Source organism: Novosphingobium pokkalii, assembly GCF_014652855.1.
GTDB classification, from domain to species: Bacteria; Pseudomonadota; Alphaproteobacteria; order Sphingomonadales; family Sphingomonadaceae; genus Novosphingobium; species Novosphingobium pokkalii.
In genome coordinates this window covers 214423-238411 of sequence record NZ_BMZP01000003.1, presented here as the reverse complement: position 1 = coordinate 238411, position 23989 = coordinate 214423, and the positions used below count along the sequence as shown (strand labels likewise).

Below are 23989 nucleotides of genomic sequence, written 5' to 3'. Positions count from 1 at the left end.
GCCAGGAATTAATCGCTCCCCTCCCGCTTGCGGGAGGGGTTGGGGGAGGGCATGTTCCCTCACACATCACCAGCAACACCCAATTCCTTCAAAACACGCACCAATTCCAGAACAACCCCGTCGCGGTTGCTCATTACGTCGCCATTCCAGAACCGCACCACGCGCCAGCCCTGGCTTTCGAGAAAAGCGGTACGGCGCCGGTCATGATCCTCTGACTGCGCATGGGTGGCGCCATCAATCTCGATCACCAGCCGGAGTTCGCGCGAAACGAAATCGCAGATATACGGCCCCACCGGAAACTGCCGGTTGAACCGCACACCCAGCACCTGGCGGTTGCGCAGTGCCTGCCACAAGCGTCGTTCCGGCTCGGTGGCATTGTTGCGCAACTGGCGGGCGCGGGCGGTGGGACGCTGGTCGCCCTTGTCGTTCGCGCGCTGCCAGGCTGTGTCCATGGCTGGCAACATGCCCTCCCCCAGCCCCTCCCGCAAGCGGGAGGGGAGCTAAAAAAGGCAGCCTTTCCCGCAGTGGCTTCTTAGCGCCGCAAATCCCCCTCCCGCCTGCGGGAGGGGTTAGGGGAGGGCGTGTTCCAGATAGCGGAGGGCATGTTAATTACGAAAGCGCCGCCTTCACCAGCCCGCTCGCCTTGCTCATGTCGATCTGCGCGCCGTGGCGGGCTTTCAGTTCGGCCACCACGCGGCCCATGTCCTTCATGCCGGTGGCGCCCAGTTCGTCCTTGATCGCCAGGATCGCGGCATTGACTTCGTCCTCGCCCATCTGCGCGGGGAGGAAATCCTCGATCACCGCCAGTTCGGCCTTTTCCACGTCGGCCAGTTCCTGGCGCCCGCCCTGCTCGAACAGGGTGATCGATTCGCGGCGCTGCTTGACCATCTTTTGCAGCACGTCGATCACCACGGTGTCATCGTCGGGCACGCTCGCGGCGGTGCGCAGTTCGATGTCCTTGTCCTTGAGCTTGGCCAAGATCAGGCGGACGGCAGCCAGGCGCCCCTTGTCGCCGGCTTTCATGGCAGCCACTTGCGCGGCCTTGATCGTGTCGCGGATCATGTTCGTGTGTTCCTGTGGGTGTCTGGGCCGCGTGCGGAGCGGTGTCCGGCGCGGCAAAGGATTCCTCCTAGGACAAACTTTCTTGAACCGCTAGGTTGACGCTGCGGTCATAGGGGCGTAGCGGCCGGGCCTTAGCAACATCGCCAGAACCCCTGCCAACGGAGCGCCCCCATAATGGCCGACCCCGCCCTTTCGCTTGCGTCCCAACCAGAAGGATCGACGGCTGTGCTCGTCCTTGCCGACGGTTCGGTCGCCTGGGGCCGAGGTTTCGGCGCCGTGGGTGAAGCGGTGGGTGAAGTCTGCTTCAACACCGCGATGACCGGCTATCAGGAAGTGATGACCGATCCGAGCTACGCCAGCCAGATCGTGACCTTCACGTTCCCGCATATCGGCAATGTCGGCACCAATGCCGAAGATATGGAAAGCCATGGCGTGCCCGGCGCCGTGGGCTGCGTGGTGCGCGAAGACGTCACCGCCCCGGCCAACTTCCGCGCCCAGGGCACGTTCCAGGAATGGATGGAGCGCCAGGGCCGCATCGGCATCGCCGGGGTCGATACTCGCGCGCTGACTCGCCGCATCCGCCTGTCCGGCGCGCCCAACGCGGTGATCGCGCACAACCCGGACGGCAAGTTCGACCTGGAAGCCCTGCTGGAAAAGGCGCGCGCCTGGCAGGGCCTCGAAGGCCTCGATCTCGCCCGCGTGGTCAGCCGCGAGGCTCGCGAGGAATGGCAGGGTTCGGTCTGGCACCTGGGGCAGGGCTATACCCGCCCCGAAGGCACCGGCCGCCCGCATGTGGTCGCCATGGATTTCGGCGCCAAGGACAATATCTTCCGCAACCTGGTCAAGGCCGGGGCGGACGTGACCGTGGTGCCCGCGCAGACCAGCTTCGATGATATCATGGCGCTCAAGCCTGCCGGTGTGTTCCTGTCCAACGGCCCGGGCGACCCCGCGGCCACCGGCGCCTATGCCGTGCCGGTGATCCAGAAGCTGCTCGCCGCCGACGTGCCGATCTTCGGCATCTGCCTTGGCCACCAGATGCTGGGCCTGGCCGCCGGGGCCAAGACCACCAAGATGAACCAGGGCCATCGCGGCGCCAACCACCCGGTCATGCGCAACGCGGATGGCGTGGTCGAGATCACCTCGATGAACCATGGCTTCGCCGTGGACAACACGCCCGGTTCGCTGCCGGAAAACGTGATCGAAACCCACGTCTCGCTGTTCGACGGGTCCAACTGCGGGATCGCGATCGTCGGCAAGAAGGCGTTCGGCGTGCAATACCACCCCGAAGCCTCGCCCGGCCCACAGGACAGCTTCTATCTGTTTGAAAAGTTCGTGAGCATGCTGGGCTGATCGCCCGCAGTCGTTTTCCGAACCCCCTTCGCCGTGCCCGGCACGGCCGACGCCAGAACAAAGACAAAGGCCCTCCCATGCCCAAGCGCACTGACATCTCCTCGATCCTGATCATCGGCGCCGGGCCGATCGTCATCGGCCAGGCCTGCGAGTTCGACTATTCGGGCACGCAGGCGGTCAAGGCGCTCAAGGAAGAGGGCTATCGCATCATCCTGGTCAATTCCAACCCGGCCACGATCATGACCGACCCGGAAATGGCCGACGCCACCTATGTGGAGCCGATCACCCCGGAAGTGGTGGCCAAGATCATCGCCAAGGAGCGCCCCGACGCGGTGCTGCCGACGATGGGCGGGCAGACCGCGCTCAACACTGCGCTGGCGCTGGCCAACGACGGCACGCTGGAAAAGTATGGCGTGACGATGATCGGCGCCAATGCCGAAGCCATCGACAAGGCCGAGGATCGCCAGAAGTTCCGCGACGCGATGGACAAGATCGGGCTGGAATCGGCCCGTTCCGGCGTGGCCCACACCGTGGAAGAAGCGCTGGCCGTGCTGGAAACCACCGGCCTACCCTCGATCATCCGCCCCAGCTTCACCCTGGGCGGCACCGGCGGCGGCATTGCCTACAACAAGGACGAGTTCATCAAGATCGTCCGTGGCGGCCTGGAAGCTTCGCCCACCACCGAAGTCCTGATCGAGGAATCGCTCCTCGGCTGGAAGGAATACGAGATGGAAGTCGTCCGTGACCGGAACGACAATGCCATCATCATCTGCTCGATCGAAAACGTCGATCCGATGGGCGTGCACACCGGCGACTCGATCACCGTGGCCCCCGCGCTGACGCTGACCGACAAGGAATACCAGATCATGCGCAATGCATCGATCGCGGTGCTCCGCGAGATCGGCGTGGAAACCGGCGGGTCCAACGTGCAGTTCGCGGTCAATCCCAAGGACGGGCGCCTGATCGTGATCGAGATGAACCCGCGCGTGTCGCGCTCCTCGGCGCTGGCGTCCAAGGCCACGGGCTTCCCGATCGCCAAGGTCGCGGCCAAGCTTGCCGTGGGCTACACGCTGGACGAGATCACCAACGACATCACCGGCGCCACCCCGGCCAGCTTCGAGCCGACGATCGATTACGTCGTCACCAAGATCCCGCGCTTCGCCTTTGAAAAGTTCAAGGGCTCCGAGCCGCTGCTCTCCACCGCGATGAAGTCGGTCGGCGAAGTCATGGCGATCGGCCGCAACATGAAGGAATCGCTGCAGAAGGCGCTGCGCGGCCTGGAAACCGGGCTCGACGGCTTCAACCGCTATGATGCGCTGGAAGGCGCCACGCGCGACGAGATCAACGCTGCGCTCAGCCGTGCCACGCCCGAGCGCCTGCTGGTGATCGCCCAGGCCTTCCGCGAAGGCTTCAGCGTGGAAGACGTCCACGCCGTGACCAAGTACGAACCCTGGTTCCTGCGCCACATCGCCGAAATCATCGCCGAGGAAGACGCGGTGATCCAGCACGGCCTGCCGGTGACCGCGCAGGGCATGCGCCGCCTCAAGGCCATGGGCTTTTCCGACAAGCGCCTGGCCAAGCTGGCGGTGCGGTCGGCGGGCCTGGTCGGCAGCCCCAACCACGCGCGTTCGGGCCTGGTGCACGATGTCGTCTCGGCCATGGCCGGTGCCACCAGCGAGGACGAAGTGCGCAAGCTGCGCCACAAGCTGGGCGTGCGCCCGGTGTTCAAGCGCATCGATAGCTGCGCCGCGGAATTCGAGGCGGTCACGCCCTATATGTATTCCACCTATGAAGGCGGCCTGTTCGGCGAGCCGGAAAACGAAGCCGCGCCCAGCGAGCGGCGCAAGATCGTGATCCTGGGTGGCGGGCCGAACCGCATCGGCCAGGGCATCGAGTTCGACTATTGCTGCTGCCACGCCTGCTTCGCGCTGGAAGAGGCCGGGTTCGAGACCATCATGGTCAACTGCAACCCGGAAACCGTCTCGACCGACTATGACACCTCGGACCGCCTCTATTTCGAGCCGCTGACCGCCGAAGACGTGCTGGAAATCCTCGACCTGGAGCGTTCGACCGGCGAACTGGTCGGCGTGATCGTGCAGTTCGGCGGGCAGACCCCGCTCAAGCTGGCGCAGGCGCTGGAAGACGCCGGGATTCCGATCCTCGGCACCTCGCCCGACGCGATCGACCTGGCCGAAGACCGCGAGCGCTTTGCCGCGCTGGTCGAGCAGCTTGGCCTCAAGCAGCCGGCCAACGGCATTGCCCGCAGCCGCGACGAAGCCATCGCGGTGGCCAGCCGCATCGGCTATCCCGTGCTGATCCGCCCGAGCTATGTGCTGGGTGGCCGCGCCATGGAAATCGTCGACAGCCAGGCCCAGCTCGAAGACTACATCGCCACGGCGGTGCAGGTTTCCGGCGACAGCCCGGTGCTGATCGACCAGTACCTGCGCGACGCCATCGAGTGTGACGTGGACGCCCTGGCCGACGGCGAGACCGTGCGCGTGGCCGGCGTGCTCCAGCACATCGAGGAAGCCGGCATTCACTCGGGCGACAGCGCCTGCACCCTGCCGCCCTACAACCTCCCAGCCGAAATCGTCGCGGAAATGGAGCGCCAGGCGGTGCTGCTGGCCCAGGCGCTCAAGGTGCGCGGGCTGATGAACATCCAGTTCGCGATCAAGGATGGCGATGTCTACCTGATCGAGGTGAACCCCCGCGCCAGCCGTACCGTGCCGTTCGTGGCCAAGGCGGTGGGCCAGCCGGTGGCCAAGTATGCCGCGCGCGTCATGGCCGGAGAACGCCTCGCCGACCTGCCCGAAATCCGCCGCGACATCGATTACATGGCCGTGAAGGAAGCGGTGTTCCCGTTCGCGCGCTTCCCCGGCGTGGACCCGGTGCTTTCGCCGGAAATGAAGTCCACCGGTGAAGTCATGGGCATCGACGGCAACTTCGCGGTGGCCTTTGCCAAGGCGCAGTTGGGCGCGGGCACCCGCCTGCCGCTGGGCGGCACGCTGTTCGTCTCGGTCAAGGATACCGACAAGCCGGTGGTCCTGCCGGGCGTGCGCAAGCTCGCCGCGCTGGGCTTCCGGATCGTGGCGACCGGCGGCACCGCGCGCTACCTCGAAGAGCAGGGCGTGGCCGTGGAGCAGGTCAACAAGGTGGCCGAAGGCCGCCCGCACATCGTCGATCGCATCATCGATGGCGAGATCGCCCTTATTTTCAACACGACCGAAGGCTGGCAAAGCCACAAGGACTCGCAGTCGATCCGCGCATCGGCACTCAACGGCAAGATTCCCTACTTCACCACCGCCACGGCATCGGTGGCGGCGGCAGAGGCGATCGAGGCCTTGCGCAGTGCCGAACTTGAAGTGCAGTCGCTGCAAGACTATTATCGTTGATCGTCCAAGGGTTCCCCCGCCGATAGCGACTGTTTGCGCTGGGTTGGTTTTCAACCCGGCGGGGGAACGGTTTTCCCTTGAACCGATTGGGCCAGGGAATTGAAAGAGAAGGATTACGGATGGCCAGTGTCGAAAAGCTGCCGATGCTCCAGGAAGGCTATGAAAAGCTGACTGCGGAGCTCAAGCTGCTGCGCGAAGAGCGTCCCAGGATCGTAGATGCCATCGAGGAAGCGCGCGCCCACGGCGATCTTTCCGAAAATGCCGAATACCATGCCGCCAAGGAACGCCAGGGGCAGGTGGAAGCGACGATTGCCGATCTGGAAGACAAGATCAGCCGCGCCCACATCATCGATCCCACCACGCTGTCGGGCGATCGCATCGTGTTCGGCGCCACCGTCACGCTGCTCGACGATGACGAGAAGCCGGTGCGATACCAGATCGTGGGCCAGGCCGAAGCGGACGCCAAGCGTGGCCGCATCAGCTACAATTCCCCGCTGGGCCGCGCCCTGATCGGCCGCAAGGTGGATGACGAGATCGAAGTCACCGTGCCGGCCGGGGACAAGTTCTACCTGGTGCAGAAGATCGAGTTCATCTGAACCGATCCTCTCGCAAGATCATAAAAAGCCCCCGGAAACCGATGTTTCCGGGGGCTTTTTCTATGCCGTCAATGGCGGGCTCAGGCGTCCGACTGGGCCGGATCGAGCAGCTTGTGGAGGTGCACCACCACATAGCGCATTTCGGCATCGTCAACCGTGCGCTGCGCTGCCGAGCGCCAGGCTTCTTCGGCCGCCGCATAGTCGGCATAGACGCCGACCAGATCGATGGCTTTGAGATCGACAAAATCGAGCGTCTGCGGGTCTTTCACCCGGCCGCCCATCACGAGGTGGAGTTTCTGCATTGTGGCCCTTCCCTGGGAGGATGCGCAATGCCGATGGCAAACTGCGCGGCTTTGCGCAAGACCTCCGCGGGGAAGAGACCTTGCAACCTGCGCACGGGCGTTTGCGCAAAACGACGCAGACGGCCCGTGCGGGTGTTGCGAATAGGGCCGTGGCGGTGGTTCAGCGCTTGAACCGCGCCGCCAGTTCGCTAGCCTTGGCAATGGCTACGTCGGCCGCTTCGCGCGCGGCATGGGCGGCCACGTCGGCCAAGTCACCGGCCTTGCGGCGCGCTTCCCCGGCGCCATCGGCCAGCTTGCCACCGGCGTCGCTGCCGATGTCTTCCAGCTTGTGCACGCTCTCGCGCCCCGCCTCGGCCGCCTTGGCGGCATAGGCCATGGCCACTTCGGCGGCGAGCGTGGCGAGGGCCGTGGCTTTCTTGCTCAGCCCGGCAGCGGCCTGCTCGGCCGGCGCGGCCAGCTTGGCGAGGTTGGAGACCGGCGTGGCCTTGCGCCTGCCCGTGGCCAGCTTGCCGACCACCAGGCCCAGCGCGATGCCGCCAGCGAGTGCGGCGATGGGGTGCTGTTCCACCACCTGGCGCACGGTCGTGCGGACTTCGGTCGCCTTGGCACGGGCCTGAGCCACGCGGTCCACGGTTTCCGTCTGCTCGTCAGCATAGACCGGCGCGGCCGGGGTCTGTTCGGGAGTTTGCTTCGTGTCGTCGCTCACCATAATCCTCCAGATTTGCGCCCCCACTTGCGTTTCTCAGGTTGGCCAAACCAGCCGGCCGGCCGTTTGCGCCACAGCCATTGACCCAGTTCCTGCAACGGATCGCGCAGGGTCCACACGGCCAAGAGCACCAGCGTCGCGATCAACGCCGGCGCTGTATCCTTCACCACTGTACCAGCGCCGTCGATCGCGTCGGCCATCTCATCGACGAGACGATCGCGCAGGCGCTGCCCGAGCGGGCGGGCTGCCAGATCGTCCTTCAGCCCGACCAGCTCGGCGCGCAGGTCGGTCCAGGCCTGGGCCCGTGCCTGGGCAGAAGCGAGCAGGGTTTCCTCGGCGCTCATGCCTGATTCTCCTGCTCCACGGCCGCCACCACGGCTTGTTCTGCCTTGGTCGGTTTGCCCAGCACCGTGTCCCGCGCATCGCGAAACGCGCGGACCGCAGCCCGGAAGCACAGGCCAGACAGCAGCAACAGGCCAAGCCCCACCACCGCCAGCGCACCCCACGGGGTCAGCAGCGGCGCCAGTGCGATCAGCAGGCCAACGACCACGGCCACCAGGGTCAGGCCGCCAAAGGCAGCGGCGAGCGCCAGATAGACGGCAACGCGCTTGCCCCGGCTCCAGCCAAAGCCGACCCGCGCCTTCTGATAGGCCAGCTCGGCGGTGAGAACGGCTTCACCCTGGCGCAACAGCGCTTCGAGTCGCGCGGCCAGCGGTGTGGCCTCGCTGCCATCAGGCATCCGTGCTGTCGCCGCCGCGGAACAGGCGTGCCAGGACAAACCCGGTCACGGCGGCAATACCCAGTGCCGTCGCCGGGCTCTTGCGCACGAACGTCTTCACGTCTTCGCCCAGCTCGGCAAAGTCCTTGGACGCCAGCTTGTCGGCGGTCTCTTCCACGCTCTTGGCGGCAGTGCGGGCATAGTCTCCATACTTCACGCCGAGCTTTTCATCGATCGTCTCGGCAGAGCTGCCGATCGCCTTGCCCACCACGGCGAGCGCTTCGCTGGCCTTGGCCTTGCCTTCGTGGGCCAGGTCGGCACCCTTGTCCTTGGCCTGCGCCGCCAGGGCCTTGGCCTCGTCGGACCACTGCGCGGCGGTGTCGGTGGCCTTGTCCTTGTAGGCCTGGCTCTTTTCCAGCGCTTCGCTCTTGAGCGTTTCGGCGCTGGAGCGGGCTTCTTCCACGGCCTGGGCAAAGCGGGTCTTGGCCTTTTCGGCCAGATCGCGCGCCGTGGCGGCCAGGTCGTGCGCCTTCACGTCGACGGCGTCGGCCGCCTTGGTGCCGGCATCGACCAGATCGGCGCCGGCATCCTTGATGGCAGCTTCGGTGTCTTTGGTTTCAGGTGCGGTGTCGGCCATGAGAATCCCTTTCTCTTTCGACAAATTCGTATGCCACAATCGTATGCTCGATGCCTGGCGGCGGTCGGGCGGCGCTCTGCTATTGCACTGCGGCATTATTTGCCGCTCTACGCCATCTTGCAAGCCAACGCCGCTTGCTTGCCAAGGTTCCACCCGATAGGAGCCCGGCAGGCCGGTGAAGTCCAGAGAAACTTGCCCTGGAAATCTGCACCGTCGTTCGCTGCTGGAAGCGGGCTGTCCTGGCCCGTGACCCGAAAGCCAAGAGGAAGCCGATCATGACCGCGATCATCGATATTCACGCCCGCGAAATTCTCGACAGCCGGGGCAATCCCACCGTCGAAGTCGACGTTCTTCTCGACGATGGCTCGTTCGGCCGTGCGGCCGTGCCTTCGGGTGCCTCCACCGGCGCGCACGAAGCCGTCGAACTGCGCGATGGCGACAAGAGCCGCTATCTGGGCAAGGGCGTGACCAAGGCGGTCGATGCCGTCAACGACGAAATCAGCGAAGTGCTTCTCGGCCTCGACGCCGAAGACCAGCGCGACATCGACCTGGCGATGATCGAACTGGATGGCACCGAGAACAAGGGCCGGATCGGCGCCAACGCCATCCTCGGCACCTCGCTGGCCGTGGCCAAGGCCGCTGCCGATGCGCGCGGCCTGCCGCTCTATTCCTATGTTGGTGGCGTGTCGGCGCATGTCCTGCCCGTGCCGATGATGAACATCATCAACGGCGGCGAACATGCCGACAACCCGATCGATTTCCAGGAATTCATGATCATGCCGGTGGGCGCGCCCACTCTGGCCGAAGCGGTGCGCTGGGGTGCGGAAGTGTTCCACACCCTCAAGAAGGGCCTGCATGAAAAGGGCCTGGCCACGGCCGTGGGCGATGAAGGCGGCTTTGCCCCCAACCTTGCCAGCACGCGCGACGCGCTCGATTTCGTGATGGCCTCGATCGAAAAGGCCGGGTTCAAGCCGGGCGAGGACATGGTCCTGGCGCTGGACTGCGCCTCCACCGAATTCTTCCGCAACGGCAAGTACGAAATCAGCGGCGAAGGCCTCTCGCTCAGCCCCGAAGCCATGGCCGACTACCTCGCCGCGCTGTGCGACGCCTATCCGATCCTGTCGATCGAAGACGGCATGGCCGAAGACGATTTCGAAGGCTGGGCCGCACTCACCGCCAAGATCGGCAAGCGCGTGCAACTGGTGGGTGACGACCTGTTCGTGACCAATCCCAAGCGCCTGGAAATGGGCATCGGCAAGGGCCTGGCCAACTCGCTGCTGGTCAAGGTCAACCAGATCGGCACGCTGACCGAAACGCTCGAAGCCGTCAGCATCGCGCAGCGCGCGGGCTACACCGCCGTGATGTCGCACCGTTCGGGCGAAACCGAAGACGCGACGATTGCCGACCTCGCCGTCGCCACCAACTGCGGCCAGATCAAGACCGGCTCGCTCGCCCGGTCCGACCGGCTGGCCAAGTACAACCAGCTCATCCGCATCGAGGAAGAGCTGGGCCAGGCTGCGCGCTATGCCGGCCGTGGTGCGTTCGGGCGTCTGGCCTGAACCCAAAAGAAAGCCCTCTCCCCGCCGGGGAGAGGGTTGGGTGAGGGGGTGTTGGAATGTTGTCTGTAACATTCCCTCCCCCAGCCCCTCCCGCTCGCGGGAGGGGAGGTTGAAGAGGGCCCCTCCCGCAAGCGGGAGGGGGGATTACGGGGTGATCAGTCGCCCCATTTCTTCTTGAGTTCGTAGAGCGCGATCGCCGCCTTGGCCGCTTCGCCGCCCTTGTCCTTCTGCGCCGGATCGGCGCGGACAATGGCCTGCGCTTCGTTTTCGACCGTCAGGATGCCGTTGCCGATGGGCAGGCCGTCCATGGTCAGCGCCATGATGCCGCGCGCGCTTTCGCCCGCCACGATTTCGAAATGATAAGTTTCGCCGCGGATCACCACGCCGATGGCGACATAGCCGTCATAGCTGCCGTCCTGGTCCGCCAGGGCGATGGCGGCGGGAATTTCCAGCGCGCCCGGCACGGTCACGACATCGGCCTTGTGCCCGGCGGCCTTGAGCGCGGCGCGCGCGCCGGCGATCAACTGGTCGTTGAGATGCTCGTAAAAGCGGGCTTCGACGATGAGGAACTTGGCCAAGGAACTTACTCCGCAGGAATCGGGCGTTCGCCCACGATGTTGAGGCCATAGCCTTCGATCGCGACGGGGGTATGGTGGGAATTGGACAGCAGCACCATGTCATGGATGCCAAGATCCGCCAGGATCTGTGCGCCGATGCCATAGGCGCGCAAGTCCATGTCCTGGCCGGGCACGGCGCCGCGCACGGGATCGCTCTCGGCCGTGGGGAACAGCAGCACGATCACCCCGGCGCCCTCGCGGCCGATCTCGTCCATGGCGCGCTGCAAGGTGCGCTTGCGCGGGCCGGCGCGGCCGAGCAGGTCGTCGAACGCGGAAAAGGCGTGGACGCGCACCAGCGTGGCCTGGCCCGGCGCAACCTGGCCCTTTTGCAGCACCAGGCTTTCCGTGCCATCCACCTTGTTGCGATAGGTCAGCACGCGCCAGTCCCCGCCATAGTCCGACGTGAACGGCACTTCGGCCACTTTCTGCACCAGGTGGTCATGGCGGCGGCGATATTCGATCAGGTCGCGGATCGTGCCGATCTTGAGGCCGTGGCGCCGGGCAAAGGGGACGAGATCGTCCATCCGTGCCATCGTGCCATCGTCCTTCATGATCTCGCAGATCACGCCGGAGGGGTTGAGCCCGGCAAGGCGCGAAATGTCCACCGCCGCTTCGGTGTGGCCGGTGCGCACCAGCACGCCGCCATCGCGGGCGATCAGCGGAAAGACATGGCCTGGCGTGACGATGTCGCCGCGCCCCCTCGCTGGGTCGATCGCCACGGTCACCGTGCGGGCGCGATCATGCGCGGAAATGCCGGTGCTGACGCCCTCGCGTGCTTCGATCGACACAGTGAAGGCTGTTTCGTGGCGCGTGCCATTGGCGCGGCTCATCAGTTCCAGCCCCAGTTCCTCCACCCGCGCACGGGTGAGCGTCAAGCAGATCAGGCCGCGCCCGTGGGTGGCCATGAAGTTGATCGCATCGGGCGTCACCATCTGCCCCGGAATCACCAGGTCGCCTTCGTTCTCGCGGTCCTCGTCATCGACCAGGATGAACATCCGGCCGTTGCGGGCTTCCTCGATGATTTCCTCGATCGGCACCACAGCGGGGCTGTCGTCGCCCTCGGTCAGCGCCTGTTGCAGCTTGGCGAGCGTGTCGGCGGTGGGATTCCAGCCGGGCGAGGTGCAGTCGCGCAAGGTGTTGGCGTGAAGCCCGGCGGCACGGGCCAGCCCGGCCCGCGACATGCCGCCTTCGGTCACCAACTTGCGGACGCGTTCGATCAGATCGTTTGACATGACGCTCATGTCTCACATCGAAATGTGATATTCAAGTGGATATCACATTTCGATGTCACATTGGTCAGCGCGGGGCGCTGGGGTCAGCCTTGTGGCACGACCAGCACGGTGATCGTCGCCGCGGTGCTACCCGCCACCTGCAACACATAGTCGCCCGGTTGCAGCGCGAAATCGACGATTTTGCGGATGCCGCTGCAAGCCGGGCCATGACCATGCCCGGCCGAGGGCAGGAACTGGCCGTTGCCAAGCAGATCGACCCATGCTCCGCTGCTCAGCGCCACGCGATAGGTGCCGGGCGCTGTCACATGCAGCGCGGCCATACCGCCAAAGCTGCCGGCTGCGGCGGGTTTGGCCGGCGCCAGCGCATAATGCATTTCGGCCGCCGGATGCAGTTCCAGCGTTTCCGCTTCGCCAGGGGCCACCTTGGCGGCGGCGAGGCCGGGGCGATCGCTCGCGCTGGTCAGCGTCGTGGCGTTGGGCCAGGCGGCAAAGGCCGGTGGCAGCGGCTCGGGCGTCGCAGGGCAGGCTGGCGCCGCCATGGCCGCAGGCTGCTGGGCGATGGCGGCACCGGCCAGGGGAGAGGCCAGGGCGGCCAGGGCCGAGGCGGCCAGTCTGCAAAAGGAATGGCTGGGCGTGCGCATGGAAGGTCCTGCAAAGGATGATATTTTTCCAAGCATAGCACGGCCTTGTCCCAAAGGGCCAGCGACCATCGCACTCTTGCCGAAGGGCGTGCGCCGCCCCATCTCCCGCGCAACCAATGCTGGCGTGAAAGGCGCAACGAATGGAGTTCGATTTTAGCCAGGTTGCGGCGGGCGACCGCTACAAGCTGATGAGTGCCTCGATCACGCCGCGTCCGATTGCCTGGGTCACCAGTCGCTCGGCGGCGGGCGTTGCCAATGCGGCGCCGTTCAGCTTCTTCAACATGGTCGCCGCCGATCCGCCGCTGCTGGCCATCGGATTTCTGCGCCAGAGCGATGGACGGCACAAGGATACACCGGCCAATATCCTGGAAACGAAGGAATTCGTTGTAAACCTGGTGTCAGAAAAAGACGCCGAGGCGATGAACTTCACCTGCATCGACGCCCCGCCCGATTTCGACGAGGCAGCCCATGCCGGGCTCTCGCTGGTACCGTCGAGCGTGGTAGCGCCCGATCGCATCGCCAGCGCGCCCGTGTCGATGGAATGCCGGCTCTACCAGGCGATCGAGGCCGGGCAGAGCACGATTGTGCTGGGTGAAGTGGTCCGTTTTCACATCCATGATGCGTTCATCGATGCCGAGCGGCTTCATGTCGACACCATGGCAATGGGCCTGGTGGCGCGCATGCATGGGGCAGGGTGGTACTCGCGTAGCGACACATCCTTCCAGCTCATGCGCCCGCGCTATGCCGATTGGCTGAAGGCGCAAAATGACGGTTGATTGACGGAAATCGTGCGAAACCGTTACAAAGTCGCACATATTGCAAACCATTGCGCAACGCGTCAGTACTGGTTTCATCCGTTTCTATAGATATCTAAATTATCAATATAAATCAACTGTGTATACCGAATATCTGTAGCAAATCTGGCATATTTCCGCCTTATCCGGACGCGGTTTCAAGGAGGCAATATGACCAACCAAAAATACCGCCTGGCGGCCCACGTCAGCGCCACCGTGCTGGCTCTGGCCGGGCTGTCGGCGGCCATGCCGGCGCTGGCGCAGTCCACCGGCTCGGTGGATTTCAGCAACCAGATCGTGGTGACCGCCAGCGGCCAGAAGGGGATCGCCGGGGTGGCCAACCCCGATACCAGCAAGGCCTCGGCCGTGCTGACCCAGGCCTGGATCGAGCGCCAGACCCCTGGCCAGTCGATCAACGACATGATCAACTACCTGCCGGGTGTCAGCTTCCAGAACAACGACCCCTATGGCGGCAGCGGCGGCACGCTGATGATCCGCGGCTTTGACGCGACGCGCATTTCCGAAACCATCGACGGCGTGACGCTGAACGACGATGGCAACTATGCGCTCTATTCGGGCGAACTGCTCGATTCCGAAGTGATCGACCAGGTTTCGGTGAACCTTGGCACGACCGACGTGGACAGCCCCACTTCGTCGGCCTCGGGTTCCACGATCAACATCCGCTCGCACCAGCCGACGCAGGATTTCCACCTCAAGGCATCGGGCGCGCTCGGCACCGACAACTATTACCGAGTCATGGGCATGGTCGACAGCGGGGCGATCGGGCCGGCCGGCACGCGCCTATATGCCGAATACAGCCGCTCGCATAACGATTCTCCGTTCAACAACTATGGCAAGGTGCGGCGCGAGCAGGCCAATGGCGGCATCTATCAGCCGCTCGGCGCCAATGGCGATTTCCTGTCGCTCAAGGCCACCTATGTCGGCACGGAAAACAACTTTTCGGGCTCGGTGCCGCTGTCCAACGTGGCGCTTGCCAGCGATAGCGGCCTGGGCTTCACCTATTTCCCAACCAGCTTCAAGAACGGCTATTACACCTACACCCCGTGCACCACGGCCAGCGCCAACGCCGGCGTGGCGGACAAGGCCAACACCTGCGGCTCGGCTTACGATTACCGCGTCAACCCCGCGCAATTGCTCAACATTCGCGGCAGTGCCCGGCTGACCCTGGCGCCGGGCCTGGTCTGGACGATCGATCCCAGCTTCCAGTGGACCAAGGCCAATGGCGGCGGCACCGTGTCGGCTTCCGAAGGCACGCTGAACGGGATGACCGGCTACATCAACGGCAGCTATTACCTGGGCAAGGACTTGAACGGCGACGGTGACACGCTTGACACCGTGCGCCTGCTCGCGCCCAGCCAGACCACGACGCACCGCGTCGCGCTGACCACCTCCATGCGCTATGACATCGACAGCCGGCAGGCCGTCCGCCTCGCATATGCCTTCGCTCGCTCGGTGATCGCGCAGACTGGTGAACTCGGCCCGATCAACAGCGATGGTTCGCCGGTGATGATCTCGCCGGTCAACGATCCGATCACCGATGCGTCCGGCAACGTCGTGGAAAAGCGCGACACCCGGTCGATCGCGCTGCTCAACCAGGTTTCGGCGGAATATCGCGGCAGCTTCCTCGATAACCGCCTGAAAGTGAACGCCGGCCTGCGCGCGCCGTTCATGCATCGCGATCTCACCAACTACTGCTTTGCCCGCAACGCCAGCGGCGGCGTGACTTGCGCATTCGGTGCTTCGGCCACGGCCTATGCCGCGACGATCACCACCAGCCCCTATTACGGCGCGCCGCAACGCCGCACCTACAACTACAGCGCGGTGCTGCCCAGCATCGGGCTGACCTATGACCTGCCCACCGCCGGGCAGATCTTCTTCAACTTTTCGCAGGGCATGTCCGTCCCGCAGACGACGTCGCTCTATCAGTCGTTCTACTTTGCCAACGGCAGCGATGCCGGCCTGGTGAACCCGGAAAAGACCAACAACTTCGACCTGGGCTTCCGCCGCACCAGCGGCCCGCTCCAGGCCCAGGCAGACCTGTGGTACACCCACTTCACCAACCGCCTGGGCACGGCCTACCAGCCCGATGCGCAGACCACGATCTACACCAACCTGGGCACGGTCGATCGCTATGGCATCGATGCCAACCTGTCGTACCGCTTCAACAGCCATGTCAGCGGCTATGTCTTCGGCTCGTGGCTGCATTCGCGGATCAAGGACAATGTGACGGCCGCGACCGGCGATCTGGCCACGGCGGGCAAGTTTGAATCCGCCGTGCCGATCACCACGGTTGGTGCGCGCCTTTCGGGCAATTTCCAGCCATTCACGCTGGGTGTTCAGGTCAAGCGCACCGGTCCGCGCTATGTCAACGACCAGAACACGCCCTATTACCTGGCGGGCACGACCACCGTGGCCTATGCCGCCAAGACGCCGTCCTACACCACGGTCGATCTCGACGCCCGCGTGGCGCTGGGGGCAGTCGGCCTCAACGATCGGTCCTACCTCCAGGTCAACGTGACCAACCTGTTCAACCAGTATTACGTGGGCGGCTTCTCGGGCACCTTCAACAACCAGATCAGCTATACGGGCAGCTATACCAATGCCCAGATCGGCGCGCCGCGCGCGGCGATCGCCACGCTGGTGCTGGCCTATTGATCGGTCAGCAGGGCTGACAGAGAGAAGGGGTGGCGGGCCGGGGAGGGCCCAGCCACCCCTTTTTGCGCCACCCCTTTTTTGCGCGCGTTTCCAGCGCCCTGGCGCTATCCTGCGGGAATGACCACACCCACCTTGCGCACCATCCGTCGCCTCCATCCTGCCTATCGCGACGATATCGGCGATCTTGTCACGCATCGGCCGCTCCCCGGGCCTTCGCTCGATCGGCTGGGGGCGTTCCTGTTCCTCAACCACCACGGTCCGCAGGTCTATCCCGCGCCCAACCGCGGCCTGCCGTTTGGCCCGCACCCCCATCGCGGCTTTGAAACGGTGACGTTCATCCTCGAGGGCGAACTGACCCACCGCGACACCGGTGGCCACGAAAGCACGATCCTGGCCGGCGGGGTGCAGTGGATGACTGCCGGGCGCGGCCTGATCCACGCCGAAATCTCGTCAGAGGAGTTCAAGCGCCAGGGCGGGCCGCTGGAAATCCTGCAATTGTGGGTCAATCTGCCCGCCCGCCTCAAGCTGACCGCGCCGCGCTACACAGGGGTGCAGGCAGATGCTGTGCCCGTGCTCGTGGAGGACGAAGGCCGGGTGCGGCTCCACCTTGTGGCCGGCACGCATGGTGGCGCCACCGGCCCGGTCGACTCGCTCACCGGTGTGTTCATGAGCTTTGCCTATATGGCCCGTGGCGGGGTGCTGTCCCTCGGCGATCTGGGCGGAAGGGACGTGTTTCTCTATGTCGTGCGCGGCACAGTGGCGGTGGCAGGCGCGGCGGCCCCGGCCTTCCACCTCGTGGAGCTGACCCCGGGTGAGCGGCTCGATCTCGTCGCCGAACAGGACAGCGTCATCCTGCTCGGCCATGCTGATCCCATCGACGAGCCGGTGGTGGCGCACGGTCCGTTCGTGATGAACAGCGTGGCCGAGATTCACCAGGCCTATGCCGATTTCCAGGCTGGCCAGTTCGGCACGATGGCGGGTTGATCAAGCGCAAAGCGCCTGCGGCCAGCCCATGGCATTCTCCATGCCATTGACGGAAATGGAGAATGGCCATGGTCGAGGTGATGAAGGCGGCAGTGGTGCGTGCGTTTGGGCAGCCACTGGCGATCGAACTGGTTCCCGTGCCGGTGCCCGGCCCTGGCCAGGTGCTGGTCAAGATCGCCACCTGCGGCGTCTGCCACACCGATCTGCACGCCGCGCATGGCGATTGGCCGGTCAAGCCGCAGCCACCGTTCATTCCCGGCCACGAAGGCGTAGGCCATGTCGTCGCCCTGGGGCCGGGCGTGACGGGCGTGAAGGAAGGGGACTGCGTCGGCGTGCCCTGGCTGCATTCGGCCTGCGGCCATTGCCCGCATTGCCTGGGCGGGTGGGAAACCCTGTGCCACCAGCAGGAAAACACCGGCTATTCGGTCAACGGCGGCTTTGCCGAATATGCCTTGGCCGAGGCGGCCTATCTCGGCCACATTCCCCCCGGCCTCGATCTTGCCGAAGTCGCGCCGATCCTTTGCGCCGGCGTCACGGTCTACAAGGGCCTCAAGATGACGGATACCAAGCCCGGCGACTGGGTGGCGATTTCCGGGATCGGCGGGCTGGGGCACATGGCCGTGCAATATGCCAAGGCCATGGGGCGCAAAGTGATCGCCGTGGACGTGGACATTGCCAAGCTCGACCTCGCGCGCCGGCTGGGGGCAGAACTGGCCGTCAACGCCGCTGAGCAGGACGCGGCTGCATTCGTTCAGGCTCAGTGTGGTGGAGCGCAGGGCGTCCTGGTCACGGCGGTGTCGCGCAAGGCCTTTGAGCAGGCCCTTGGCATGGCCGCGCGTGGTGGCACCGTGACGCTGACCGGTCTGCCGCCGGGTGATTTCCCGTTGTCGATCTTCAACACCGTGCTGGGCGGCATTACCGTGCGTGGCTCGATCGTCGGCACCCGGCTCGACCTGATCGAGGCGCTGGACTTCGCTGCTACCGGCAAAGTGCGTGCAACGGTCCAAACCGCCAGGCTGGAAGAGATCAACACGATCTTCGCGCGGATGGAGCAGGGCGCCATCGAAGGGCGCGTGGTGCTTGACTTGCGCTGAGCGGCGATCCGGCGGCCAACAGTTTTCGCGGCCCGCGGCATAGCTTTCCGGCTCTGGCTTGCCGTGGTTGCTGGGGTGGCCCAAGCATGCGTGTGGCCAACAAGGCCAAAACGCATCATGAACCGCCCACTGGCCAAATGGCGTATTGGCCGAACCAAATCGGAGGGCCCCGGGTCAAGCCCGGGGCGACGTCACTCGCTCGCAAGTAGGATGAATTCCCCCATTGGCCCGTCGCCCCGGGCTTGAACCGGGGCCCTCCGCAACATGTTGGACCAAGCTTATCGACAGCTTAACCAACGCTAAGGCTGTAGCTCCCAAGCTAAAGCCTTGCAGACGCCTCGCGTGGATCAATGATAGCGGCGCAGCAGGCCGGCGAGCTTGCCTTGCACTTCCACTTCATCCGGCGCGTAGAACTGCGGATCGTAAGCGGCGTTGGCCGGATCGAGGCGGATCTTGCCCTTTTCGTGGTGCAGGTACTTGAGCGTCGCTTCCTCGCCGCGCACCAGGGCGACCACGATTTCACCGTCACGCGCGGTGTTGGTGCGGCGCACGAGCGCGAAATCGCCGTCGAGGATGCCGGCTTCGACCATCGAGTCTCCCGACACTTCGAGCGCATAGTGCTCGCCCGAACCCAGCAGCGCGGCTGGAACCGGCAGCATTGCCGAACCTTCCAGCGCCTCGATCGGGGCACCGGCGGCGATGCGGCCGTGCAGCGGGATTTCGATGACGTCGTTGGCGGCAACCGGTGCGCCCAGCGTGGCGGGGCGAGCGGTCGGCGCCGGGCGCGGCGTCGCATTGCGCGGCGCGGCCTTGGTGGCCAGGCTTTCCGGCTCGCGGATCACCTCCAGCGCGCGCGCCCGGTTGGGCAGGCGGCGGATGAAGCCACGTTCCTCCAGCGCGGAGATCAGGCGGTGCACGCCAGACTTGGACTTGAGATCGAGCGCTTCCTTCATTTCCTCGAACGACGGGGAAATGCCGGAATCATCAAGGCGCGTCTGGATGAACGAGAGCAGTTCGTGCTGCTTGCGCGTAAGCATCCGCAAGTCTCCTATGGCGAACGAATGCGGAACGAATAAGCAACTAAACCAGTCCCGTCAAGCAAATCCGCCAAATTCGAGCAGATAGATCGGTACCTTGCTCCCTTCCGGTCGCATCGCTGCGCCAGCTTCGCGTCGCACCAGGCAATTGGCGCGGGCGATCGGGGCGATCGCGCCCGAATCCTGCAAGGTGTCGAGCGTGACGGCCTCGCCATTCCAGGTGCCGCGCAGGAATTCGGTGCGCCCGCCGCCTGCCGGCATGGCCTGGGCCAGCCGCGCGGCGAGCGGCCGGGGCAGCGGGTCTGCGGCGCCCAGCGCTGCGCGCAGCAGCGGCAGCAGGAACAGGTGCGCGGTGACATAGGCCGAGGCCGGATTGCCGGGCAGGCCAAGGATGACTTGCGGCGCGGAAAGGCTAGCGGCGGCGCGGTGGCCGACCAGCAGCGGCTTGCCCGGCTTGATCGCCACGCGCCAGAAATCGATGCGCGCGCCCACCGCCTCCAGCGCCGGGCGCACGAGATCGTGATCGCCCACCGAGGCGCCACCGCTGGTGACCACGATATCCGCGTCGCGCACGCGATCGAGCGCGGCGGCAAGCGCGTCGAGCTGGTCAGGCACCGGGCCAAGGCGCTGCACGTCCACCGGCAGGGCCGCAGCCATGGCTGCCAGCATCGGCCCGTTGCTGGCCGGGATCTGGTGCGGCGCCAGCGCATGGCCGGCAGCGGCGAGTTCGTCACCACTGTCGATCACGGCCAGGCGCAGGCGGCGATAGACCGGCACATGGCCGTGCCCGGCCGCAATCGCCAGTGCGATCTGCGCGGCGCCCAGCCGAGAACCTGTGGCGAGCAGCGGATCGTGGGCGGCAAAGTCCATGCCGGCGGGGCGGATATGGCGCGATGGGGGCTGGGGCGGCGTGCCAGTGAGCGTCAGGGACGCGTCGCTGCGCTGGCAGTCTTCCTGCAACAGCACGCAGTCCGCGCCGGCAGGCAGAGCGGCGCCGGTGCTGATCCGCACCGCCTGCCCCGTGCCCACGGTCCCGGCGAAGGGATGGCCGGCGGCGCTTTCGCCGATCACCGTCCATGGGCCGGGCAGGTCTGCCGCGCGCAGGGCATAGCCGTCCATGGCCGAAAGCGCGGTCGCCGGCTGGGTACGCGCGGCGAGCAGGGGCGCGGCGAGATAGTGGCCCAGCGCTTCGGCCGTGGCGCGGTGTTCCACCGGCAAGCGGGGCGCCAGCGCGATCAGGCGGGCCTGGGCTTCTTCCAGTGGCAGGGGCGGCTGGCGCGGGATGGTCATGGCGCCGACCAGTCGCCCGACTTGCCGCCGCGCTTGGCAACCAGGCGCACTGCGTCGATCACCATGCCCTTGTCCACCGCCTTGGCCATGTCATAGATTGTCAACAACGCCACGCAAGCGGCTGTCATCGCTTCCATTTCGACGCCGGTCTTGGCGGTGAGCGAGGCTGTGGCAGTGCATTCCACCCCGCCTTCGACAAAGCCGAATTCCACGGCCACGGCATCCAACGAAAGCGGGTGGCACAGCGGGATCAGCTCGCCGGTCTTCTTCGCGGCCATGATCCCGGCAATGCGCGCGGTGGCCAGCACATCCCCCTTGGGCATCGTGCCGTCGCGGATCGCGACCAGGGCGGCGGGCGACATGCGGATCATGCCGCGCGCCACGGCCACGCGCTGGGTGGGTGCCTTGGCGCCGACATCGACCATGCGTGCATGGCCCTGGGCATCGAGATGGGTAAGCTCTGTCATGCTGTGCTCATGCCACGTCGCCGGAATGGTGCAAGGCTTGTTCGGCCGCCAGGGGCTGAGGCGGCGCAAGCCCGGCGCGCAACCGATCGAGCGCGATGCCGGCCAGGTTCTGCGCGCGGCCGACATGGCGCAGGCGCACCCGCGAAAATGAAACGAGGCCGTTCAAATAGGCCGCGAAGCAATCGGCCGTGGCGGGATGTCTGGCAGTGCGGCCCTGGATCTGGTCGATCACGAAAGCCGAATCCCCGCACAGCACGACATCGCTTTCCCCAAGCGCGCGGGCTACTGCCATGGCGGCCAACAGGGCGAGCCATTCGGCGCGGTTGCTGTCGCCTGCGCCGCAATCGGGGGTGAACCAGGTCTGGCCGCGCGCGACGACGGCAGTTTCCATGCGGCCCGGATTGGGCCGGCAGCCGCCGTCGAACCACAGCTTGCGCGCCAAGCCGCGCTCAGCCCTGCAACAGCGCCTGCGTGGCGGCGGCAACGTCCGCCTGGCGCATCAGGCTTTCGCCGACCAGGAACGTGCGCGCGCCACAGGCCGAGAGGCGCACGAGATCGGCGTGGTGGTTGATGCCGCTTTCGGCGACCAGCAGCGTGCCTTCGGGCGCGAGCGGGGCGAGGCGCTCGGTGTTGGTGATGTCGGTCACGAAGCGCTTGAGATCGCGGTTGTTCACCCCGATCAGGCGCGAATGCAGGCGCGCAGCGCGCTCCATTTCCGCCTTGTCGTGCACTTCGACCAGCACGTCCATGCCATGGTCGTGCGCGGCGGCTTCGATTTCGGCCATCTGCGCATCGCCGAGCGCGGCGACGATGATCAGGATCGCGTCGGCACCCATGGCGCGGGCTTCGGCCACTTGCCAGGGATCGACCATGAAATCCTTGCGGAGCACCGGCAGGGCGCAGGCGGCGCGGGCGGCGACGAGATAGTCTTCGTGGCCCTGGAAATAGGGCGCGTCGGTCAACACGGACAGGCACGCCGCGCCACCCGCTTCATAGGCGCGGGCGTGTTCTGCGGGCTGGAAATCCGGGCGGATCAGGCCTTTGGACGGGCTGGCCTTCTTGATTTCGGCGATCAGGGCAAAGCCGCTGGCGGCGCGGGCGCGCAAGGCCGCCTCGAACCCGCGCGGCGCGCTCTGCGTGGCGGCGCGGGCGGCGAGATCGGCGAGCGAGCTGGTGGCCTTGCGGCGGGCGACTTCGGCGCGGGTGGTGTCGCAGATTTCGGTGAGCTTGTCGGTCATGCTTCGCAAATGCCTTACTTCAGCGCGTCGATCCAGCAACGCAGCAAGCCAAGGGCCAGGCCCTTGTCGATGGTTTCGGCGGCTTCTTCCACGCCCTCGTGCCAGTCGGTCACTTCGCCCGCCACCATCAGCGCGGCGGCCGCGTTGAACAGCACGGCATCGCGATAGGGGCCGGGCTGGCCATCGAGCAGGGCCTGGAGCGCGGCGGCGTTATAGGCCGCGTCCCCGCCGCGAATGGCATCGACCGGGGCCGTGGCCAGACCGGCATCGGCAGGGGCCACGCGGTGCATCAGGATCGCCTGCCCGTGCACGTCGGCCACTTCGTTGCCGCCGGCCAGGCTCAACTCGTCCAGCGCCTCGTCGCCCGAGACGACGAACGAGCGCGCGGTGCCAAGGCGCGCCAGGGCATCGGCATAGATCGGCACATAGGCGGGCCGGGCAATGCCGACCAACTGGCGCTGCACCCCGGCGGGATTGGCCAGGGGGCCCATCAGGTTGAAGATCGTGCGGCGGCCGATGGCGCGGCGGATCGGCATGATCCGGCCCATCGCGGGATGGTGCTTGCCGGCAAACAGGAAGCAGATGCCCAGATCGGCCAGCGTCTCTTCCGCCGTTTCGACTGCGCGATCGAGATTGAGGCCGAGGGCCTCCAGCGTATCGGCCGCGCCGGCCTTGGAGCTGGCGGCGCGATTGCCGTGCTTGGCCACCGGCACGCCGCAGGCTGCCACGACCAGGCTGACGGCGGTGGACACGTTCAGGGTATGGTGCCCGTCGCCGCCGGTGCCGCAGACGTCGATGGCATTGTCGGGGGCGGCAATGCCGATCATGCGGGCGCGCATGGCCTGGGCGGCGCCGGCAATCTCGCTGGCGCTTTCGCCGCGATCGGACAGGGCGACGAGGAACGCGATCGTGTCCTCGTCCGCCACTTTGCCGTCGAGAATGGCGGCAAAGGCGGCTTGCGCTTCGTCCTGCGGCAGCGGGGTTTCCGCCACCGGCGGCAGCAGGCTCATGCCAGCATCCGCACGTTGACCCCGCACAGCGCCAGGAAATTGGCGATCATCGCGTGGCCATGTTCGGTGGCGATGCTTTCGGGGTGAAACTGCACGCCGTGGATCGGCAGGCTGGCATGGCGGAAGCCCATGGTGTGGCCATCATCGGAGCGGGCGTTGACCACCAGGCATTCCGGCACGTCTTCCACCACCAGCGAGTGATAGCGCGTGGCGGTGAACGGTGAGGGCAGGCCGGCGAAAACGCCTGTGCCATCGTGGGTGACCGGCGAAGTCTTGCCATGCATCAGCCCGCCGCGCACCACTTTGCCGCCGAAATACTGGCCGATCGACTGGTGCCCCAGGCACACGCCGAGCAGCGGCACGCCCGCCTGCGCCGCCGCGCCGACGAGATCGAGGCTGACGCCTGCTTCGTTGGGGGTGCAGGGGCCGGGCGAGAGCAGGAAGCCCTTGGCACCACTGGCCAACGCGTCGGCGGCCGAGATGGCGTCGTTGCGCACCACGTTCACTTCGGCTCCCAGTTCCATCAGGTAGTGGACCAGGTTCCAGGTGAAGCTGTCGTAATTGTCGATGACGAGGATCATGTCGGC

The 23989-nt window shown here is 65.9% G+C and carries 25 protein-coding genes; 8 read left to right on the top strand and 17 right to left on the bottom strand.

Annotated elements, in window-relative coordinates:
• Positions 1-59 precede the first annotated feature (59 nt).
• The gene (locus IE191_RS04695) at positions 60-452 is read right to left on the bottom strand and encodes an endonuclease domain-containing protein (protein WP_191323201.1); all 393 of its coding nucleotides are present in this window, start codon (positions 450-452) and stop codon (positions 60-62) included.
• A gap of 157 nt (positions 453-609) precedes the next feature.
• Positions 610-1062: a GatB/YqeY domain-containing protein gene (locus IE191_RS04690; protein WP_191323200.1), complete on the bottom strand. Its 453-nt coding sequence runs from the start codon at positions 1060-1062 to the stop codon at positions 610-612.
• 174 nt (positions 1063-1236) lie between these two features.
• On the opposite strand from IE191_RS04690, the gene carA reads away from it, so the two are divergent.
• The 3 genes from carA to greA all read left to right on the top strand — a co-directional run bounded on the left by carA (position 1237) and on the right by greA (position 6400).
• On the top strand, positions 1237-2412 hold the full coding sequence (gene carA / locus IE191_RS04685) for a glutamine-hydrolyzing carbamoyl-phosphate synthase small subunit (protein ID WP_191323199.1): 1176 nt from the start codon (positions 1237-1239) through the stop codon (positions 2410-2412).
• Positions 2413-2489: 77 nt separating this feature from the next.
• Entirely contained in the window at positions 2490-5804 is a 3315-nt protein-coding gene (gene carB / locus IE191_RS04680) for a carbamoyl-phosphate synthase large subunit (protein WP_191323198.1), read from the top strand.
• 119 nt (positions 5805-5923) lie between these two features.
• Positions 5924-6400 carry a transcription elongation factor GreA gene (gene greA / locus IE191_RS04675; protein ID WP_191323197.1) on the top strand — a complete coding sequence of 159 codons (477 nt, stop codon included), beginning with the start codon at positions 5924-5926 and terminating at the stop codon, positions 6398-6400.
• Positions 6401-6480: 80 nt separating this feature from the next.
• On the opposite strand, the gene IE191_RS04670 is transcribed toward greA, so the two are convergent.
• The 5 genes from IE191_RS04670 to IE191_RS04650 all read right to left on the bottom strand — a co-directional run bounded on the left by IE191_RS04670 (position 6481) and on the right by IE191_RS04650 (position 8763).
• Positions 6481-6702: a DUF4170 domain-containing protein gene (locus IE191_RS04670; RefSeq protein ID WP_022677775.1), complete on the bottom strand. Its 222-nt coding sequence runs from the start codon at positions 6700-6702 to the stop codon at positions 6481-6483.
• Positions 6703-6862: 160 nt separating this feature from the next.
• Positions 6863-7408 carry a hypothetical protein gene (locus tag IE191_RS04665; RefSeq protein ID WP_191323196.1) on the bottom strand — a complete coding sequence of 182 codons (546 nt, stop codon included), beginning with the start codon at positions 7406-7408 and terminating at the stop codon, positions 6863-6865.
• Positions 7405-7752 (bottom strand): hypothetical protein, encoded by a 348-nt coding sequence (locus IE191_RS04660; RefSeq protein ID WP_191323195.1) that lies wholly within the window; start codon positions 7750-7752, stop codon positions 7405-7407. Before IE191_RS04660 ends, IE191_RS04665 begins: the two co-directional genes overlap by 4 nt.
• Complete coding sequence (locus IE191_RS04655) at positions 7749-8147, bottom strand: phage holin family protein (RefSeq protein ID WP_191323194.1); 399 nt, start codon at positions 8145-8147, stop codon at positions 7749-7751. The genes IE191_RS04660 and IE191_RS04655 overlap by 4 nt, the downstream gene beginning before the upstream one ends.
• On the bottom strand, positions 8140-8763 hold the full coding sequence (locus tag IE191_RS04650) for a hypothetical protein (RefSeq protein WP_229815104.1): 624 nt from the start codon (positions 8761-8763) through the stop codon (positions 8140-8142). The genes IE191_RS04655 and IE191_RS04650 overlap by 8 nt, the downstream gene beginning before the upstream one ends.
• A 275-nt stretch (positions 8764-9038) precedes the next feature.
• Here IE191_RS04650 and eno point away from each other — a divergent pair, with 275 nt between their 5' ends.
• Complete coding sequence (gene eno / locus IE191_RS04645) at positions 9039-10322, top strand: phosphopyruvate hydratase (RefSeq protein WP_191323193.1); 1284 nt, start codon at positions 9039-9041, stop codon at positions 10320-10322.
• Between the two features lie 155 nt (positions 10323-10477).
• On the opposite strand, the gene ribH is transcribed toward eno, so the two are convergent.
• The 3 genes from ribH to IE191_RS04630 all read right to left on the bottom strand — a co-directional run bounded on the left by ribH (position 10478) and on the right by IE191_RS04630 (position 12812).
• Positions 10478-10900: a 6,7-dimethyl-8-ribityllumazine synthase gene (gene ribH / locus IE191_RS04640; RefSeq protein WP_191323192.1), complete on the bottom strand. Its 423-nt coding sequence runs from the start codon at positions 10898-10900 to the stop codon at positions 10478-10480.
• A 5-nt stretch (positions 10901-10905) separates the two neighbouring features.
• Positions 10906-12171, bottom strand: coding sequence for a 3,4-dihydroxy-2-butanone-4-phosphate synthase (ribB, locus tag IE191_RS04635; protein WP_191323306.1), 1266 nt, complete (start codon positions 12169-12171; stop codon positions 10906-10908).
• An 83-nt stretch (positions 12172-12254) separates the two neighbouring features.
• Positions 12255-12812, bottom strand: coding sequence for a homogentisate 1,2-dioxygenase (locus IE191_RS04630; protein ID WP_191323191.1), 558 nt, complete (start codon positions 12810-12812; stop codon positions 12255-12257).
• Positions 12813-12952: 140 nt separating this feature from the next.
• Between IE191_RS04630 and IE191_RS04625 the strand changes: the two genes are divergently transcribed.
• From IE191_RS04625 to adhP, 4 genes are all read left to right on the top strand, one after another.
• The gene (locus IE191_RS04625; protein ID WP_191323190.1) at positions 12953-13588 is read left to right on the top strand and encodes a flavin reductase family protein; all 636 of its coding nucleotides are present in this window, start codon (positions 12953-12955) and stop codon (positions 13586-13588) included.
• Between the two features lie 189 nt (positions 13589-13777).
• Complete coding sequence (locus IE191_RS04620) at positions 13778-16282, top strand: TonB-dependent receptor (RefSeq protein ID WP_191323189.1); 2505 nt, start codon at positions 13778-13780, stop codon at positions 16280-16282.
• A gap of 117 nt (positions 16283-16399) precedes the next feature.
• Positions 16400-17266: a pirin family protein gene (locus tag IE191_RS04615; RefSeq protein ID WP_191323188.1), complete on the top strand. Its 867-nt coding sequence runs from the start codon at positions 16400-16402 to the stop codon at positions 17264-17266.
• Between the two features lie 68 nt (positions 17267-17334).
• Positions 17335-18360: an alcohol dehydrogenase AdhP gene (gene adhP, locus IE191_RS04610; RefSeq protein WP_191323187.1), complete on the top strand. Its 1026-nt coding sequence runs from the start codon at positions 17335-17337 to the stop codon at positions 18358-18360.
• Between the two features lie 347 nt (positions 18361-18707).
• Here adhP and lexA read toward each other — a convergent pair whose 3' ends face one another.
• From lexA to IE191_RS04575, 7 genes are read right to left on the bottom strand one after another with little or no spacing between them, the layout of a single operon-like run.
• Positions 18708-19397, bottom strand: a complete 690-nt coding sequence (gene lexA / locus IE191_RS04605) for a transcriptional repressor LexA (protein WP_191323186.1) — start codon at positions 19395-19397, stop codon at positions 18708-18710.
• 57 nt (positions 19398-19454) lie between these two features.
• Positions 19455-20687 (bottom strand): molybdopterin molybdotransferase MoeA, encoded by a 1233-nt coding sequence (locus IE191_RS04600; protein WP_191323185.1) that lies wholly within the window; start codon positions 20685-20687, stop codon positions 19455-19457.
• Entirely contained in the window at positions 20684-21154 is a 471-nt protein-coding gene (gene moaC, locus IE191_RS04595; protein ID WP_191323184.1) for a cyclic pyranopterin monophosphate synthase MoaC, read from the bottom strand. Before moaC ends, IE191_RS04600 begins: the two co-directional genes overlap by 4 nt.
• A 7-nt stretch (positions 21155-21161) precedes the next feature.
• The gene (locus tag IE191_RS04590) at positions 21162-21596 is read right to left on the bottom strand and encodes a reverse transcriptase-like protein (protein ID WP_229815103.1); all 435 of its coding nucleotides are present in this window, start codon (positions 21594-21596) and stop codon (positions 21162-21164) included.
• 7 nt (positions 21597-21603) lie between these two features.
• Positions 21604-22392 (bottom strand): indole-3-glycerol phosphate synthase TrpC, encoded by a 789-nt coding sequence (trpC, locus tag IE191_RS04585; protein ID WP_191323183.1) that lies wholly within the window; start codon positions 22390-22392, stop codon positions 21604-21606.
• A 14-nt stretch (positions 22393-22406) separates the two neighbouring features.
• The gene (gene trpD / locus IE191_RS04580; RefSeq protein ID WP_191323182.1) at positions 22407-23402 is read right to left on the bottom strand and encodes an anthranilate phosphoribosyltransferase; all 996 of its coding nucleotides are present in this window, start codon (positions 23400-23402) and stop codon (positions 22407-22409) included.
• The gene (locus IE191_RS04575) at positions 23399-23983 is read right to left on the bottom strand and encodes an anthranilate synthase component II (RefSeq protein ID WP_191323181.1); all 585 of its coding nucleotides are present in this window, start codon (positions 23981-23983) and stop codon (positions 23399-23401) included. Before IE191_RS04575 ends, trpD begins: the two co-directional genes overlap by 4 nt.
• Positions 23984-23989: the final 6 nt, after the last annotated feature.